The 16,564-nt window shown below is 59.8% G+C and carries 18 protein-coding genes; all 18 read right to left on the bottom strand.

The features are described 5' to 3' along the window. Positions 1-37 precede the first annotated feature (37 nt). On the bottom strand, positions 38-1,072 hold the full coding sequence (locus JNM28_13385) for a deoxyguanosinetriphosphate triphosphohydrolase (GenBank protein ID MBL8069433.1): 1,035 nt from the start codon (positions 1,070-1,072) through the stop codon (positions 38-40). Between the two features lie 38 nt (positions 1,073-1,110). Further along, positions 1,111-2,067 (bottom strand): tRNA epoxyqueuosine(34) reductase QueG, encoded by a 957-nt coding sequence (gene queG, locus JNM28_13390; GenBank protein MBL8069434.1) that lies wholly within the window; start codon positions 2,065-2,067, stop codon positions 1,111-1,113. Further along, positions 2,039-2,911 carry a ribosomal RNA small subunit methyltransferase A gene (gene rsmA / locus JNM28_13395; GenBank protein ID MBL8069435.1) on the bottom strand — a complete coding sequence of 291 codons (873 nt, stop codon included), beginning with the start codon at positions 2,909-2,911 and terminating at the stop codon, positions 2,039-2,041. The genes queG and rsmA overlap by 29 nt, the downstream gene beginning before the upstream one ends. Then, positions 2,803-3,468: a G5 domain-containing protein gene (locus JNM28_13400; protein MBL8069436.1), complete on the bottom strand. Its 666-nt coding sequence runs from the start codon at positions 3,466-3,468 to the stop codon at positions 2,803-2,805. Before JNM28_13400 ends, rsmA begins: the two co-directional genes overlap by 109 nt. A gap of 143 nt (positions 3,469-3,611) precedes the next feature. Continuing rightward, positions 3,612-4,469 (bottom strand): hypothetical protein, encoded by an 858-nt coding sequence (locus tag JNM28_13405; protein ID MBL8069437.1) that lies wholly within the window; start codon positions 4,467-4,469, stop codon positions 3,612-3,614. Between the two features lie 21 nt (positions 4,470-4,490). Further along, on the bottom strand, positions 4,491-4,838 hold the full coding sequence (locus JNM28_13410) for a hypothetical protein (GenBank protein MBL8069438.1): 348 nt from the start codon (positions 4,836-4,838) through the stop codon (positions 4,491-4,493). Between the two features lie 92 nt (positions 4,839-4,930). Then, entirely contained in the window at positions 4,931-6,190 is a 1,260-nt protein-coding gene (locus tag JNM28_13415; protein MBL8069439.1) for a hypothetical protein, read from the bottom strand. Positions 6,191-6,261: 71 nt separating this feature from the next. Further along, positions 6,262-7,530: a hypothetical protein gene (locus JNM28_13420; protein ID MBL8069440.1), complete on the bottom strand. Its 1,269-nt coding sequence runs from the start codon at positions 7,528-7,530 to the stop codon at positions 6,262-6,264. Between the two features lie 25 nt (positions 7,531-7,555). After that, positions 7,556-8,824: a type II/IV secretion system protein gene (locus JNM28_13425; GenBank protein ID MBL8069441.1), complete on the bottom strand. Its 1,269-nt coding sequence runs from the start codon at positions 8,822-8,824 to the stop codon at positions 7,556-7,558. 397 nt (positions 8,825-9,221) lie between these two features. After that, positions 9,222-9,926 (bottom strand): SDR family NAD(P)-dependent oxidoreductase, encoded by a 705-nt coding sequence (locus JNM28_13430; protein ID MBL8069442.1) that lies wholly within the window; start codon positions 9,924-9,926, stop codon positions 9,222-9,224. After that, positions 9,923-10,735: a 6-carboxytetrahydropterin synthase gene (locus JNM28_13435; protein MBL8069443.1), complete on the bottom strand. Its 813-nt coding sequence runs from the start codon at positions 10,733-10,735 to the stop codon at positions 9,923-9,925. Before JNM28_13435 ends, JNM28_13430 begins: the two co-directional genes overlap by 4 nt. A 1-nt stretch (position 10,736) precedes the next feature. Then, a complete protein-coding gene (locus JNM28_13440) occupies positions 10,737-11,609 on the bottom strand; it encodes an ABC transporter permease (protein ID MBL8069444.1) in 873 nt (290 codons plus the stop codon). Next, on the bottom strand, positions 11,606-12,631 hold the full coding sequence (locus JNM28_13445) for an ABC transporter permease (protein MBL8069445.1): 1,026 nt from the start codon (positions 12,629-12,631) through the stop codon (positions 11,606-11,608). The genes JNM28_13440 and JNM28_13445 overlap by 4 nt, the downstream gene beginning before the upstream one ends. Then, positions 12,628-14,040: an ABC transporter ATP-binding protein gene (locus tag JNM28_13450; GenBank protein MBL8069446.1), complete on the bottom strand. Its 1,413-nt coding sequence runs from the start codon at positions 14,038-14,040 to the stop codon at positions 12,628-12,630. The genes JNM28_13445 and JNM28_13450 overlap by 4 nt, the downstream gene beginning before the upstream one ends. 18 nt (positions 14,041-14,058) lie before the next feature. After that, positions 14,059-15,075: a BMP family protein gene (locus tag JNM28_13455; GenBank protein ID MBL8069447.1), complete on the bottom strand. Its 1,017-nt coding sequence runs from the start codon at positions 15,073-15,075 to the stop codon at positions 14,059-14,061. A gap of 63 nt (positions 15,076-15,138) precedes the next feature. Next, positions 15,139-15,996 carry a metallophosphoesterase gene (locus JNM28_13460; GenBank protein ID MBL8069448.1) on the bottom strand — a complete coding sequence of 286 codons (858 nt, stop codon included), beginning with the start codon at positions 15,994-15,996 and terminating at the stop codon, positions 15,139-15,141. Positions 15,997-16,046: 50 nt separating this feature from the next. After that, complete coding sequence (locus tag JNM28_13465) at positions 16,047-16,250, bottom strand: hypothetical protein (GenBank protein MBL8069449.1); 204 nt, start codon at positions 16,248-16,250, stop codon at positions 16,047-16,049. An 81-nt stretch (positions 16,251-16,331) separates the two neighbouring features. Then, the coding region (locus JNM28_13470; protein MBL8069450.1) for an RHS repeat-associated core domain-containing protein at positions 16,332-16,564 on the bottom strand (233 nt) is incomplete at its 5' end.

Raw genomic sequence — 16,564 nt, forward strand, 5'->3', positions numbered from 1 at the left:
ATCCCGCCTTGGGGGCAGCCATCGACCCCCTTCTTGGTCAGCGCACCCGGGCGACGATGTCAGAGAATTCGGTGGGGATAAAGATATCTTGGTACGTTTTGATGGCGAACCGGTCTGTCATGCCGGCAACATAGTCGACGGCCCCTTGGAGCCCTTCAAAGCCCGGCGGCAGGTTCCCTGGCTTGGAGAAGTGCACCAAGAGCTCCCGGACGATCCGTTTGGCCTTGACCACTTGGGCCATAGGCAGCGGTTCGCGAAGGTAGACGTTCACAAAGAGCCATTCTTTGAGGTCGTTCATGGCGTCCAACATGCCTGGAGAGAGGGTGATGGCATCCTGTTCGCGGCTTTGGTTCACGACGTCTTGGACCATCGCCCCGATCCGTTGCCCATGGGTGCCGCCGATGGCAAGGAACCGGTCGGGGATCTCTATGATCAAGCCGCTGCGGAGCGCATCGTCTAGGTCATGGTTGAGATAGGCGATCCGGTCGCTGATCCGCACGACCGCAGCTTCCAGCGTAGACGTCTGCTCGCCATCGGATGCGGAAAGGTCTTTGCGGCCCTTGCTGTGCCCGCCGATCCCGGCCCGGACCTCGGCGGTGAGGTTCAAATCGGCAAGGACATCGACGATGCGCAGGCTGTGTTCATAATGCGTGAACCCTTTGGGGGTGCCTTCCCCGCCGGCAAACACCTCCTTAAGGCATTCGTCGATGGCTTGTTCGCCGGCATGGCCGAACGGCGTGTGCCCCACATCATGTCCGAGTGCGATGGCTTCGGTAAGGTCTTCGTTCAACCGGAGGGCACGGGCGACGGTGCGAGCCACTTGGGCGACTTCGAGCGAGTGGGTGAGCCGGGTGCGGTAGTGGTCGCCTGCCGGCTCGATGAAGACTTGGGTCTTGTGTTTGAGCCGGCGGAACGGCTTGGAGTGGAGGATGCGGTCTCGGTCGCGCTGAAAGCAGGTTCGAACCGGATCCTGATCTTCGGATCGGGCCCGTCCGGCACTTTCGGCGGAAAGCTGGGCCCGTGGCGAGAGGCTGCGCCGTTCCCACTCTTCAATTTCTTCGCGGATGGTCACGGTTCAGCTATGGGGACGGAGGGGCCGCCAGCACCGATTCATTCTTGCCCACGATTGCGCCGGTTGGCGGCGGCATTGCGTTTGAGGCCATCGAACCCGGCGCGCCGGACGGCACTGCCTTCGGTAAGGGATTCCCATCCGGGTCGCTGCATGTGCAAGATGTTTTGCAGTGTCCCGAAATCTCTCCGGTCGAGGAAGTCCGGTTCCCGGGTTTTTTCGGCACGCAAGGGCTGGCTATCGCGCGGTTGGTTGAACGGGCAGACCTCCTGGCAGATGTCGCAACCGAACGTCCAATCCCCGACCATTTCCGCCTGCTCCGGTGTGAATTCCCCTCGTTTTTCAATGGTGAGGTAGCTGATGCACCGGCGCGCATCGACCTGCCAAACTCCAGCACGGTTGACAATTGCACCGGTCGGGCAGGCATCGATGCAGGCGGTGCAGGTGCCGCACCCCCCAATTGCCGGGTGATCTGTCGGCAAGGCGGCCGTGGTTAGCAGAATGCCGATCAGGAACCAACTCCCCCGCTTCGAATCGATGAGGCAGGTGTTTTTGCCAAACCATCCCAAGCCAGCCCGGTTGGCATATTCTCGCTCCATGACCGGGGCGGAATCTACGCAGGGCCGCCACTGGGCGCCTGGGACGTGCGGCTCCAGGTTACGGGCCAAGGCTTTGAGCTTGCGCCGCATGACTTTGTGGTAATCGCGTCCCAACGCATAGCGGGCGACCCGCACGTCTCCGGCTGGGGGCTCCTGGCAATAATTGAGTCCGACGGCGATAACGCTCCGCACGCCGGGGAGGACCGATTCCAGGCTCGCCCTGAGCATCAAGCTTTCGGCCATGTATCCCATTTCGCCATGCAAGCCATCCTTGACCCAATCTTCCAGAACCGTGAATGATCTTGGCGGCGAGGGGTCGCAAATCCCAACCACGTCGAAACCAAGGCTTCGGGCCTCAGTTTTAACGAGGTCAGCGATTGAGCCGTTCGTAGAGTCCAAACCAATCCTCCTCGGCCAGTTCGTGGGGACGCACCGTGGGGCTGAGCCCCTCGGCGGCATCAGCGACGACGTCTTTTCCCCAAGCCGCCAGATTGTTGGCTAAGGTTTTGCGGGGATGGGAGAACCCTTGGCGAACCAAAGCGAACACACCCTCATGGGAGGGCAAGCGAGGAACGAACCGGAGCACGATGCTTTCAACCTTTGGCGGCGGGAGGAATGCGCCAGGGGGAACCAGGCAAACCCGGGAGACCGTGAAGAGCCTCTGGAAGACCACGCTCACGGCGCCCCGCCGCCGGTCTCCCGCGGGGGCTATGAGCTTTTCGCCCACCTCGCGTTGCATCATGAGCACCGCCCGGTCGATCCTTGGTTGGCATTCTGCGGCTTTGGCAAGCAGGGGCCCGGTGATGTTGTAGGGCATGTTGGAAACAATCCCCCTGGGATGCGGCAGCCCCTCCAAGATTCCCATCCAATCGGCTTGCAACGCATCAAGGAGCCGGACATCCGCCCCGGGCGCGAACGCAGCGGCGGCTTCGACCATACGGGGGTCGAGGTCAATGGCCACAACCTTGCGGCCCGGGGCCAGGGCGCGGGTCAAGATTCCCGGTCCGGGGCCGACCTCTAAAACGCCAGCAAGGCCGTCTGCCGCATCGATGATTTGGCGGACGGCCTTGTCTGAGGTCAGCCAATGTTGGCCAAGCTTTTTGTCTGGTTTGAGGTCGAATCGGTTGAGGTGGCTTAGGAGCGGTACCGTTTCGCCATCCCGACCGTGTGCCGGTCGGTGAAGATGTGAACCTTCACCTTGCGTCGGCCCCATTGGCTGCACTTGCTCCGGCTTTCGAGGCACACGTCGATTTTATTCCCTTTGATGGCTCCGCCGGTGTCTGCGGCGAGGGCAAGGCCATAGCCTTCGACAAAGACGAGGGTTCCGATGGGGATGACTTTGGGGTCAACGGCGACGATCCCGTACTTGGCTTTGATGCCGCTGGCCGTGCGGCCGGTGCCGCTGCCATCGGTCGGCAGGTAGGCCGTGGACTCCATAGTGATGACTTTGGAGCGGGTGAACGACCCCCGATCGGATTCGGTAAAACCGCTCCGGCCCATATGGAACACTTCATCCTTCGGTTCCTCGGTCGTGGTTTCGACATTTTTGTCGACGACTTTCCCGTTTTCGAAAAAGGTGGTGACGGTTGTTGTCTTCTTGCCTTCAACACCCTTAGCAGCGAGTTTGACCCGGCCCGGGGCCATATCCCGGTTGAAGATGTACTTGGTTTGAAAGGGGATGACTTCGGTTTTGACGTCGGTCTTTGATGTCCGGCCGGTATCTTGGCCGGCGATTGCGCTCATCGGGGAGGCCATCAGGACGGCCAGGCCGAGGACGCTTGTTATGATCAGTTTCCGCATTTGGTTTTGCCTCTTGCGTGCCGCTCCGTGGCGACGGCTTTGGGTTTATACCCTCCTGGTTGTCGGGTTGCGGGGGGACTTTCCCCCAGGCACCTGGGCCAAAAGGGTTCGTTTTCAACCCGGTTTGGGCCAAGTTGCCGGACCTAGTGTTTTGGAGTCCGGATTGCAGAAACGGGGCACGGCGACCCCTCGCTGCAGGTCATCAGCACCGACCCGTCGGGAGTGAAACACACGCCTTCGCCCTGTTTTTCCAGGGGAAACTGGACGGGGATGGGGACGGAGTTGACCCAAGAATCGAATCGGCCCTTGGCGGAAAAGATGTAACCGCCGGCATAGGTTTTGAGCACGACGGATTTTCCGTCTTGGCTCACATCTCCCGCCGTCACGAGGGTGCCGCCCAGCATTCCCGTGTTGACTTTCATGTCGTCTTTGACCAGCTCCAAGGTTTGCACCCGGCCCGCCTTCGGTTCCCGGCAGACGTAGACGCTGGTCTTTTGATCCCGGGCTTTGGTCACCAGCCAAATCGCGCCCGTCGCGGGATCGACGAGCAGACATTCGCAATCGTTCTTTCGATCCGGGTAGGTTAAAGTGAATGTTTCGGGCTTGAGCAGGGAGTTCCCCTCGTCGATCCCCGGTTCGGGAATCCGGTGGACAAACACTTGGTTCCGTTGCCGCGCATTGTCGCCGGTATCAGCCAGATAGATGTAGTCGGTACCGTCGACCCGTTGGAGCTCCATGTCTTCCCAATCCACGGCCTGGACGCCTTCGAGCCGGAAAACGGCCGTGACGATTCCGGTGTTGTCGAACCGGAAAAACCGGGCGGTATCCCCGCTATCGTTGTGGGTGTAAAAGACGTTTTTGTAACGCCGGCTTGCGGCGAGACCCGAGCTTTCAGTGACCGTCTCGTCGCGGATAGTGATTTGGCCGATGACTTCCGGCTCACCAGTTGGGACAGTCGGGGTTTGCGCCAAAAGGCTGAATGCCAACAGGGCCGGGATCATGGCTGGGAGTCTACCGCCGGGTTAAAAAAACGGGGCGAATACCAAACAGGCCGCAAAACCTGCCAGTTTGGAGGCGGCCATCTTCCCACTAGAAACAGTGAAGACCATAACGGCAAAGGCCGTGAACGCCACACCAATTGGGAGAAGCCCAAATCCGGAAAACCGTTCCTGGATCATGGCCCCGCCGACGGAGGCCGCCCCCAAGGCGGCAAGTCCAAGGCTGATCCCAAATTTTTGGCGCAATCCGGCGGCGGCAACCAACAGCAACGCGAATCCGAACCGCACCGGGTCCAGGGCCAGTTCACCAAAAGATGGGACTGATCCGGCCTTAGCCAACAGAGCCAATCCCAGCACGGCGGCGGCACCCATCGGCAACGCCAGTTTGGAGAATCTTTCAGCAGATAGTCGTTCAGCCTTGGTCATCTGTTGCATTGCTTTCAACCTTACTCGGCATTGCGCCTTCAGTTGGAGGTTTTTGGCGGGGAGACGTACCGGATCCCCAGGTCTTGGTTGATCTCCAACCCTTGTTCCTTGGTGTAAAAGCCTTCGCGGTCGACCGATTTACAGGTTGCGATGGCCTTGCCGCCTTTGATTTCGACGTTGACCGTTTGGGGGAATCCGGCCATCTGAATTGTTTTCGACCCTGGTTTAAGGCCTTCTGTCAGCAGGACATTCAAGACGGCGCGGGCTTGAAGGATCCGGACGGTCATCCGACCGAATTGCTCGAATTTGTAGGGGATTGCATCGACAAGGTAGTCGGTTTCGATTTTCCTTCCGGCTTTTTGCCGATCTAGGATGATCTTATCGATTTTTTTGCCAAGGACTTCGTGTTCCTCCGAAAAGTCGGATTGCTCCAAGATATCGATAAAAACTTGGGCCAGCCGGCCTTGGATCGCCCTTTTGGTTTGCGTTTTGGAGAACTTGGGCATATCCCGCTCCATAGTCGCGACTTCGATGACCGACATGTCTTCTTTGCTGACATCAGGGAGTTGGCGCCCAAGCTGCATGAGTTCTTGGGCATAGCGGACAACGACAGGCTTCAACGACATCACCGGAAGTTCGGGCGAGACAACGGCCAGGAGGCGATCTTTGAGGTCTGGGGTCAATTTAGGGTTTTCCACCAGATCTCCGGCAAGCCTGAGGAGGTCTGCATTGACGCCGTACCAGAAAACGATCGCGGCTTCGGACGGCTCGCGGACAACCGCCTGTTGGATGCTGGACATCATCTCAATGCTGGCGACGGCATCTTCCAGCCGGCCCTCTTGGATGGCTAGCAAGGCATAACTCCGGAGGGAACTCGTGACCCGCTTAGAGGCCATGGACTTCCGTTTGTTCAAGAAATCGTTGTAACTCGGGAGTTTTGGTTCGGCCACATCGGCGGCCTGTTTGGCCAGGAGTTCCTTCTGGGTTGGGTCGGCAAGCACTATGCCGGCGATTTCGGGTGTTTCGGCAATGCTGTCGCGGGCATGGATCCACGGCGTTTTTGCATATTGGGTGATGAACTCGTCTTTGTAGAATTCGTGGGGTTGCCCTTCCAAGCTGGCCCCGAGCTTGCCGAGTTTATCGATCCGTTGCTCAAGGGTCGAATCCGGCAAGCCGATGGCATCTTGGTAGTCCAGGTATTGCTTGAGGTATCGGCCCCCGAGCACAAGGCTGAGGACGCCCAAGACGATGAGCCCGCCGATCAAGACAGGCTTTCGCTTGCGTTCCGGTTGGCTCACCGGCCCCCCGTGGCGGTGTAAAACCGGGCTGTTAGGTTGCTGGAATGTGGGTTGACCATATGTTGACTCGACTAGTTGGCCCCACCTTGTGAAGCCTCATTGGCCGGAACGAAGTAGCGGACGCCGAGTTCCTGGCTGATTTCAAGGCCGTTCTGGTTTTTGTAATAGCCGTGCCGGTCGATGCCTTTGCACACGACTGTTGTCCGGCCCTTTTCGGTATCCACAACAACCTTTTGGGGGAAACCTGCAACCGTGACCTCTTTAGTACCCAGCGAGAACGACCGGTCGAGGATCACATTCATGACGGCCCGGGCTTCGAGGATCCTTGCCGTCATCCGGCCAAACTGTTCGAATCTCGCCGGGACGGCCGAGACCAAATAGTAAGAGTCGATCTTTTCGCCCTTTTTCTGGTGGGCTTCGATCATGTCATCGATCTTCACCCCCAAGGTCTCGGGTGGTTCCGTGAAGTCGATTTTTTCCAAGACGTCGATGAATGTTTGCGCCAGTTGCCCCCGGATGGCGGCCGCCATATCCTTTTGCTTGAGGTCGGGGAACTGCCGTTGGGTCATGAAGTCGAGGGTGTCCTTTTCTTCTTGTGTGGCGTCGGCGAGGTGCGCCGAAAACACCATCATTTCCTGGCTGTACCGGACGAGGATCGATTTAAGCGGCATGACCGGCAGATCGGGGTCGACCAGTTTTTTCAGCCGGGCACGTTGGCTTTCGGTGAGCCCTGGCTTTTCAGAAAGGTCGGCCATGTTGCGCATCATGTCGGCATTGATTCCGAACCAATAGATGAAACTGGCTTCGCATGGTTCGGGAACCACGGCCTGCTGGAGTCCGGAAAGCATTTCCATGGCCCTGACGGCATCTTCCAAGCGGCCGTCGGCAATCGATTGGTTGATGAACACGCGCAGGGAGCCAGCAGTGCGCTTGGAAGCAACGGCATTGCGCTTCATCAAAAAGTCGTCAGGGCCGGGGATCCCGGTTTTTGCCGGTGCGGCGGCCAATGCGGCCAACTTGCCCCATTCCGCTTGGTCTGCCAAGACCGTTTTGGCGATTTCCGGCGTTTCGTCGCCCACGCGCGGTTCCTTCCATTTGGCGGTTTGGTAGTGGCCGATCAACTCGGCATTGTGGAAGTCTTGGGTTTCGCCAACGGTGGGCGCGCCCAGCTTTGCCAATTTGGCGATGCGTTGGTCAACAGTGGCGGCGGGCGTGCCGAAATGCTGTTGGTACTCCAGGTAACCCTGGACGCCTTTTGTGCCGAAGACGGCGCCGAGTGTGGCAAGTGCCAAGACCCCGGTGATGAGGATTGGGCTTTTTCGTTTTGGTTGGTCGGTCATGGTGTCTTGTCCGGGCTACCCGGCATCAATCGAGGGCCTGCGTGAGAACGGCCTTGGCGACTTCTTCGGGAGTGGTCAATCCTTGCAGGACTTTGCGCCGGCCGTCTTCAATCATGGTGTAAAAGCCTTGTTCCCGGGCGACTTTCAGCAGTTCGGGATAGTCGGCATGGTGGGTGATGGCCTGTTTGAAGTCGCGGGTCCCCGTGACAAGTTCAAATATCCCCATCCTGCCCTTAAAGCCGCTGCCTCGGCAGTTGTCGCACCCTTTGCCCTTTTTGAGGGTCGCATTCGGCATGTCGTTTGCCGTAATGCCGATTTGTTCCAATTCGTCCCGTCCATAGGGGAACGGCTCTGTGCATTTGGGGCAATTCTTGCGGACGAGCCGCTGGGCCATGATAGCGACGGTGACCCCGGAGATGAGGTACCACTCCGCCCCCATGTCAACCATGCGACCGATGGCTTCCAGGGCATTGTTGGTGTGGAGCGTGCTGAGCACCAAGTGTCCGGTGAGGCCGGCCTGGATGGCGATTTTGAGCGATTCGGGGTCGCGGATTTCGCCGACCATCATGACGTCAGGGTCTTGCCGGAGAAAGGCGCGCATCACCCGGGGGAACGGGTTTTTCTCGGTCACCTGGACCTGGGCGATGTTCGCATCAAATTCATATTCGATGGGATCTTCGACCGTCACGACGTTGCGGTGTTTGCTGTCGAGTTGGTTAAGCGAGGCGTAGAGCGTGGATGTTTTCCCGCTCCCGGTCGGCCCGGTGACGAGAATGAGCCCATAGGGGACTTGGATGGCTTCCCGCCATTTGGCTTCGGTTTCGGGTTGCATCCCAAGGTCTTCCAAGTCGACCCGCATAGCTTGTGGGTCGAGGAGCCTCATCACGAACTTTTCGCCGTTGAGGCTGGGGATGCAGCTGGCACGGGCGCTAAGCCGGCGACCGTTGTATTCCATGTCGATACGGCCGTCTTGGGGTTCGCGCTGTTCGTCGATGCGCATTCCGGCAGAAAGCTTGAGCCGGGCCAGCACGTTGGTCGCCTGTTCGGGCGGAAGTTGGCCATTTTCTTGAAGTTGCCCGTCTTGCCGGAACCGGATGCGGAGTTGATCCCTTTCGGGCTGGAGGTGGATGTCGCTCGTGCCGGTGTCGAGCGCATTCATCATGATGTTGTCGACAATCCCGACGGCGAGGCTCATTTCGTTGCCGCCCATTTCGCGGGTTTGGCCCTGTTCGCGGATGATGAGCCGGAACTTTTTGGCCGCGCCCCAGTTGCCGCTTTCCGCCGTGTAGTCCATAGGTGGGCCTATCTTACACGGCAGGCAGGCACAATGTCTTGGTTTTTGAACTCACCGCATGCTTCGTTTCTTGGCGGAGAGTCGTCCAGGTCTCCGACCCAAGCTTGGCGAGCAGGACAAGAAATCAACAACCCCTCCCTACCCCTCTGCAAACTTGGGGAGGGAACTTATTTTTCGAGGTTCGTCGCCCCGGAATTGATCCGGGGTCTGCAAACATGAGTCGTCAAATGCACCTTATGCTCGCCTGATGCGGGCTGGGTCTCGGCGTTTGCCGGGATGACGAAGTTGGGAGGCTGGCCGCGGTGCGGTCGGGAGGGGTTACGACACAGTCCTTTCAACCTTCCAGCGGAAGCTGAAATCCACAACCTTGAGTGTGCCATTGGCGATGCCAGTGCCTTTACAAAACCCCATCCGGAGGGGTGACCGTCATCTCCTCAACGACGCGATCCGGGTGCAGCGCGACAACCCAGGCGATGGCGTCGGCCACGGCGCGGGCGCGGAGCATCTTTTCCCGGGGAGGGCCCTGGCCGGTATCTCCCCCCCAAATCGGCGTGTCGGTTGCGCCGGGGAGAATATTGGTGACTCGGATCCCATGTCGCCGGTACTCCTCACGGATGCAGGCGCCGAATTGGACAAGCCCGGCTTTGGAGGCGGAGTAAACGGCCGATCCTGGGAACACCGTGCGGGCGGCGATGCTGGCAACGTTGACGATGAGCCCCCGGCCGGCCGCCAGCATGGAAGGGAGAACGGCTCGGGTCACCGCCATCGGGCCGAGGAGGTTGGTGGCCATCTGCTTTTCAATTCCCGTCCAATCCGATTCGGCGTAGCCTCCTCCTTCGGCGACCCCCGCGTTGTTAACCAAGACGATCTCACCTTCCCCTTTCAGCAGGTCGGCAAGCCGGGGGTTGACGGCCACATCCAGGATGTCGCCGGCGATGGCGTCGGCCCGGAGCGCGCCCAACTCTTCGCATTTCAGGGCCAATTCCCTCAGCAAGTGATCCCGCCGAGCGGTCAAGATGAGTTCATAGCCGTGCTCGGCCAACAGGATTGCCGTTTCCGCCCCGATTCCACTGCTGGCCCCGGTGATAAGGACTTGTTTCACCTTGCCACCTCAAACACATTCCTTGCGGTTTCCAGGAGTCTCACCCGTTGCAGGGTTCCGGGGACTTTGCCGTCCAAGCGGTTAAAGATTTCCTGGGCGACGACCTCGCTGGTCGTGTTTTTGCCGGCGAATTCGGGGATGTCTTGGTCAAGATTCCGGTGGTCGTATCGGTCGACGACCTCTGTTCCGCAGACGGCATCCAACTCGCTCAGGTCGAGCATCATCCCGGTGGCCTCATCAGGGGTACCGCTGACGGTCACTTCCAACACATAGTTGTGGCCGTGGCCGTTGGGGTTGTTGCACTTGCCAAAAAGCCGGAGGTTTTCTTCGCGGCTCAGATCAGGGACATCTAGCCGGTGAGCAGCGGCGAATTCATAGGTGCGGGTGATTGTCAACATGTCGTTTGCTTTGTGCCACTCGCCATAGAGGAGGGGCGTTTCTTCAAGTTTCAGGGCGGTGGTTTCGACCCCACCCGGCAAGCCTTGCAGTCGGTCGCGGAAGTAGAGCAGTAGGTTTTCCAGGCTGGGAGCGCGGCTCGCGAATTCGGGGATCTCGTCGTTGATCGACTTTTGGTCAAAGGCGTCGACAACCCTTTCTTGAAGGACGTCATCGATCCACTTGATGTTGACGACCATCCCGTTTTGGGGATCGACGGGCCCCCCGGCCGAAACCCACAGGACGTAGTTGTGCCCATGGTTGAACGGCGAAGCCCATGCCCCGAAAAGGGATCGATTCTCCGCTTCGGATTTGCCTTTGAGCCAATAGCGGTGCCCGCTGGAAAACGAGACTTTGCGGGTGAGTGTCACCATTTCAGGCATCCCTCCGGAAGGGTATCCCGAGGCTTTGGGGTTGTTTGGTCCCTTTGCCGACCACGATCAGGACCGCCAACGCAGCCAGGTAAGGCAATGCCAAAAAGAACTGGATTGGAACGGGGGACTTGCCCTGCACCGAATATTGGAGCCATTCGAGGAATCCGACGAGCATGGACGCCGCCACCACCCAACCAGGCTTCCACCGGCCGAAAGTCACGAGCGCAATCGCGATGAATCCCCGCCCGGATGTCATGTTTTGGACAAAGCTTTGGGAGATCCCCAAGGTTAGGTAGGCACCGGACAGCCCGGCGCAAGTGCCACAGAACGCTTGGCCAAGCAGGCGGAGTCGGATGGCCGAAAATCCCGCGCTTTCGACCGCTGGCGGGTATTCGCCAGCGGCCCGCATGGCCAACCCGGTTTGGGTTCGGAACAAGAGCCAGTAGGCAGCGGCTGCCATAACCGGCAAAACTAGAAGGACGGGATCGATGATCCCGGCCACTTTCGGAAAGCCGGGCACCTGGCTCAATTGGCGACCCTGCGCGGTGGCCAGATCGTAAAGGGTTCCGGTCAATCCCAACCCAAAAAGGTTGACGGCGGTGCCGGCGACGACCTGATCCGTGGCCAGAACAACCGTGAAATAAGCTTGGGCCATCGTCAATGCCAGGGCGGCAAGGACGGCGGCTAGCAATCCAACCCAGGGCGACCCAGAGGCGGCACTCGCTGATACCGCCACAAAACTGGCCGTCAGCATCGTCCCTTCCAGGCCGATGTTGAGGACTCCCGACCGCTGCCCCACCGTTTCCCCGATCGCGGCAAAGCAAGTCGGGGCCGTGAACTGGATGACCCTCAAGATGATTAAGGCCGGATTCATTCCACCTCTCCTGACCGGGTCTGATGACGGGAGAACACGGCGTTCACGCCGATGAATGCGAGCACGGCGAGTCCTTGGATCGCAGGAACCAGCGAGTTCCCGATCGGCGTGAACCGTTTGAGCACATCGGATCCAGCAAAGAGCCCGCCGAAATAGAGGCTGCTGGCAAGGACTCCCCACGGGTTGAGCCCGCCAAGCAAAGCGACCGGGATCGCGATGAAACCCCAGTTCTGGCTGAACCCGTCGGCAAGACGGCCCGTGACGCCGACGTAGTCGATGGCGCCGGCTAGGCCGCACAGTCCCCCGCTAAGGGCCATCGCCCCGATTTGGATCCGGCCGACATCGATGTGGTTGGCCCGGGCGGCCCGGGGGGCCCCGCCCACCACCCGCAAATCCAACCCGGCGCGAGTGTGCCATAGATAGAGCCAGACCCCCGTGGCTGCGGCGAGGGTCGCAAACACGCCGACGTGCAGGTCCGATTGCCGGTCGAACCGCATCAACATGGCGGCGTTTGGCAACGGGTCGGTGACAAAGACCTGCCTCTTCGCCTCTTGCAGCGGGCCTCGGATCACCCACTCCAGAGTGAAGAGGGCCAAGAAGTTCATGAGGATGGTGGAGATGACGACCTGGACCCCTCTTTTGACATGGAGCCACCCCGCAAATGCCCCCACCCCTGCCCCGAGCAAAGTCCCGGAAGCCAAGAGGAGGGGTGACAATCCCCCGGGGCTGACCCCGGCCAAAATCTTGGCGCAGGCCGCACCTCCGATGCCGCCGAATACGTACTGGCCTTCCCCGCCGATGTTGTACATCCCAGCCCGCCATGCCACGACGATCCCCAGTCCGCAAAGGGCCAGCGGGGTTGCTTTGACCAAGGTCCTGCCGATGGCGACCGGGCCGACGGCCGCCCCCTGCCACAAGTATCCGAGCCCCTGCCCCACATCGACGCCGAACACCGCCAAGGTGACCGCTATGGCAGCCGCCATGCCCAAGAAAACGGCGACCGACTGGATCAGGCCCTTCACGTGGCTTCACCTAGGAACTGCTCACCCAGGATCCCGCGGCTCATGAATTGGCAGCTGTCGGCAACCTCGGCCAGCTCCTCCAGATCGGTCGAAAACAAGATGACGGCGGCTCCCCGGGCGGCGGCTTCTTTGAGACGCGAATGGACATAGCTGGTTGCCTTGATGTCCAGCCCACGCGTCGGGTTGACGGCGACGACGAAATCGGGTTGCCGCCCCAAGGTTCGCGCCACGACCACTTTTTGTTGATTCCCTCCGCTTAAGCTGGAGACGGGATCGGCGGGAGAGCCTGCCTTGACCTGGAATTCTGAAACAAGGCCCTCGGCATGGGCGCGGACGCGGCCTGGCAGGAGGAACGGCCCTGCGCAAACGCCTTGGGGCACTCCCCCAATGAGGAGGTTTTCTTCGATGCTGAGGGCCATTGCGAGCCCGTCGCTTTGCCGGTCTTGCGGGATGTAGGCAGTCCGTTGTGGCCTCAAAACAGTTCCCGATTCCGGTTTGCGGACCCCGGCCAAACACTCGGCCAATTCAACCTGTCCGTTGCCATCGACCCCGCCGATACCCAGGATCTCTCCCCGACGCACGGAAAGGGTGGCCCCATCGACAACCAAAGCCCCCCGGTCATCCCTAATTCGGACGGATTCGGCTCCGGCAGCCGCTTCTCCCCAAGGTTTTGAAGTTGTCGCTTCCCCCCGTGGCGGCAATCCACCGACCATCCATTCAGCAAGTTGGCCCGGGCTTGTCTCCGAGATTGGGCACGAGGCCACCACCACCCCTTTCCTCAGAACCGTGACCCGGTCGGCCACCGACATGACTTCGCTGAGTTTATGGGCGATAAGGATGACCGAGCGCCCTTCGGCCTTGAGCCGGCGCAGGACGGCGAAAAGTTCTTCGGCTTCATCGGGGCTGAGCACGGCCGTCGGTTCATCCAAGATGAGGACATCGGACTGGCCGGAAAGGGCTTTGAGGATCTCCACCCTTTGCTGGGCCCCCACGGGGAGGTCTCCGGCGAATGCATCAAGGTCGATTTCCCAACCAAGTTCTTTGGCTTTTTGGCGGGCCGATTCCCCGGTTTGCCCGGAGGGCACCGGTCCGAGCCCCCCTGCCACTTGGGCCAGCACCAGATTTTCGAGAACCGTGAGTTGGGGCACAAGCATAAAGTGCTGGTGCACCATGCGGATGCCCAGTTCGCGGATTGCGAACGGTTTGCCGAATGGCAACGGGCGGCCATCCAAAGCGGCGACTCCGGAATCTGGGGTGACAAACCCGGCCAGCACCCCCATGAGGGTCGATTTGCCGGCCCCGTTCTCGCCGAGTACGGCATGCACCTCCCCGGGGCGGAACTCAGCCGAAACCTGGCTGAGGGCCCGCACCGGGCCATAGGTTTTGCAAATGCCCTGGACGGAAAGCATTCCGGCCATTGCGGCCCGTTAGAACTCGTCCTTTGGTGCTTTGAACACACCTTCGACCATTTGCAGTTGTCGTTCGGTGATGGTTTCCTTGAGGCCGGCCGGGAGGATCGAGGCGTTGACGGGATTGAAGATGAAATCCACCCCACCCTGCTTCATGCCGACAAGTTCCACCGCACCTTTGTACGTCCCGTCTTTGACCCTTTGGGCCAAGTCGATGAACGGCTCATCGACTTTGACAATGGCGGAAGCGATGAACTGCTTGCTGAGTTTATTTTGGTCTTCGTTGGCGCCAAAGCACCAAACTTTGCGTTCTTCGCAGGCTTTGACGAATCCACTGACGCCGCTGTTGGTTTGGTGGATCAGGACGTCAGCACCTTCATCGATGGCTTGAAGCGTGGCCTGCTGGGCCGCCGCGACATCGTCGTTTTTGCCGGTGAACTTTTCGATGACAACGATTGCGGGGTTGGATTCTTTGGCTCCGGCGGCAAAGGCTTTGAACGTAGACCGGATGCTGGGGACATCGGGGCCGCCAATCATGCCGACCTTACCGGTTTTGCTCAACTTCCCGGCGATCATGCCGGCGAGGTAGAACCCTTCTTCCAAATAGAATCGGATTGCGCCGACGTTGTTGGCCGTGCCGGCCCCCCCGCTGGTGACAAAAACGGTGTCGGGGAAATCTTTTGCCACTTCCAAGGCGGGGGCATTGTATTCAAACCCGTGGCCGATGACCAGGTTGTAGCCGTTCTGCGCATAGTTGCGCATGGCATCTTTAATATTGGCGTCTTTGGTGACTTCTTGGTTGACTTCGGCCGAGTCTTTGTCTTTAACGGCCATGAGCCCATGGTAGGCGATGGCGCTCCACCCGCTGTCGTTGACGCTGGCGGGAGTGAGCAGGGCGACTTTGAGTTTGCCTTCCACCTTTTTCCCGGGGAGGCTATCCGGCTTGACGGAGACCTCGGTGGTATCGGGTGCGCCACCGGAGCATCCGGCCAACAGCACACAGGCGGCAAAGAATGCGGCAAAGGGACGTGCCATACAAATCATTGTACGGTGTTCTACCGGATGAAATCGTCAAGATTCGCCGGCCGGGGCCGATTCTCACGCATCTTGCGGCACAAGTTCGATCAGCGAGACTTCGGGCCTTGAGCCGAGCCGCATGTGCAGGCTCCACCGCGTGAGGCCCCGGGTGACATAGACCAGGTTCTTGCGGCCCTGGACGAGCCCCCGCACAAACTTTTGGCCATATTTGCTGGGTGTGCCCATGGCGTGGCCAAATAGGTTGATTTGGCCGCCGTGCATATGCCCGCTGAGCTGGAGGTCAACCCGGTAGCCATCGGGGAAATCGTGGGCAAGGTCGGGGTTGTGACTAAGCAGGATCCGGGGCATTTCAGGATCGAGGTTGCCCAGGGATTTTTCGGCATCGACAATCCCATCGGTGTAATCACCTACACCGGCGATACAGATTGCCTCGCCGCCCCGTTCCACGATGATCCGGTCGTTGTCGATGATTGTGAACGGCGTGTGATCCCTGATTTGCCGTGTGACCTCCTCGGCCCCACACCAGTGGTCGTGGTTCCCCAGGGTGCAGACCTGTCCATCTGGGGCTGTCCACAAGTCGAAGATCTTGCGGAAATCGATCCGGCCCCGGCCGCATTCGTCGGCCAAATCGCCGGGGACGCACACCAGATCGGGTTTGAGGCTTTGGATCATTTCCCCAGCTCGGCCCATGTATCCGGGCTCGTTCCATTCGGGGTAGTGGGTATCGCTGGCCAGGGCTATGCGGTAACCGTGGAACGGCTTTGGCAGGTTCTTGATGGGGATTCGGGTGTGGGTGGCCTCGAGCCAATTGGGTTCGACTTGGGTTGCATAGACGCCTAACCCGCCAATCAAGCTGGCGGCTCCTTTCAGGATGTTGCGCCGGGAGACCCGGTGCTTCGGCTCGGTTTTTGATCCCACCTAGATTAGGAACAGGGGAGCCGTTGCGGGAGTTTCCGGGCGAATCGCGCCTAGGCCGCCTGGTCTTCGTCCAGGATCTGTTTGGCGGGTTCTGCGGATTGGTAATCCCAATTGTCGCAATCGAGCCTTCGGCAATGGATCATCCGCTGGAAGGTTCCGTCTTCCAGTTCGACTTCTGCCGTTTTTGCGAACCGGCATTCCAAGCAGAGCTCGGGTTCTATGAGCCGGACCACTTTGAGGTTGCGTTTGGCCATCCTTTGCCTCACCCATCCTTGGGTATGGCTTTTAGATCGGGATTCTGGTGGGCGTTGGTCTCTGCATGATTACCGGGTTTCTTAGCGGGCGGCTTTGGCGGGATCCCTTGTCAAGAACCGGCCGGTTGAGGAGCCGTAATACCGGTGGCCGAGCAGTTTGAGCCCGGTGTCCAGATCCTGCTGGTAGCCGAACCCCCCGGCATAAGCAAACCGAGAAGCCCAAGAGCCCGAAGAGCTCAGGTCGTTGCCGAACGCATCGTAAACCCGAGAAGCGGAAACCGCCCCCGCCGCAGACGTCTGCACATCCAGGCTCT

The sequence above is a fragment of the Armatimonadota bacterium genome (assembly GCA_016789105.1).
Classification (GTDB): Bacteria; Armatimonadota; Fimbriimonadia; order Fimbriimonadales; family Fimbriimonadaceae; genus UphvI-Ar2.

What these genes read in the sequence shown, in the direction of transcription:
- JNM28_13400 (MBL8069436.1), bottom strand. Translation starts at nt 3,468, where the DNA reads ATGCGGAAACTGATCATAACAAGCGTCCTCGGCCTGGCCGTCCTGATG.
- JNM28_13405 (MBL8069437.1), bottom strand. Translation starts at nt 4,469, where the DNA reads ATGATCCCGGCCCTGTTGGCATTCAGCCTTTTGGCGCAAACCCCGACT.
- JNM28_13410 (MBL8069438.1), bottom strand. Translation starts at nt 4,838, where the DNA reads ATGGGTGCCGCCGCCGTGCTGGGATTGGCTCTGTTGGCTAAGGCCGGA.
- JNM28_13420 (MBL8069440.1), bottom strand. Translation starts at nt 7,530, where the DNA reads ATGACCGACCAACCAAAACGAAAAAGCCCAATCCTCATCACCGGGGTC.
- JNM28_13425 (MBL8069441.1), bottom strand. Translation starts at nt 8,824, where the DNA reads ATGGACTACACGGCGGAAAGCGGCAACTGGGGCGCGGCCAAAAAGTTC.
- JNM28_13435 (MBL8069443.1), bottom strand. Translation starts at nt 10,735, where the DNA reads ATGGTGACACTCACCCGCAAAGTCTCGTTTTCCAGCGGGCACCGCTAT.
- JNM28_13440 (MBL8069444.1), bottom strand. Translation starts at nt 11,609, where the DNA reads ATGAATCCGGCCTTAATCATCTTGAGGGTCATCCAGTTCACGGCCCCG.
- JNM28_13450 (MBL8069446.1), bottom strand. Translation starts at nt 14,040, where the DNA reads ATGCTTTCCGTCCAGGGCATTTGCAAAACCTATGGCCCGGTGCGGGCC.
- JNM28_13455 (MBL8069447.1), bottom strand. Translation starts at nt 15,075, where the DNA reads ATGGCACGTCCCTTTGCCGCATTCTTTGCCGCCTGTGTGCTGTTGGCC.
- JNM28_13465 (MBL8069449.1), bottom strand. Translation starts at nt 16,250, where the DNA reads ATGGCCAAACGCAACCTCAAAGTGGTCCGGCTCATAGAACCCGAGCTC.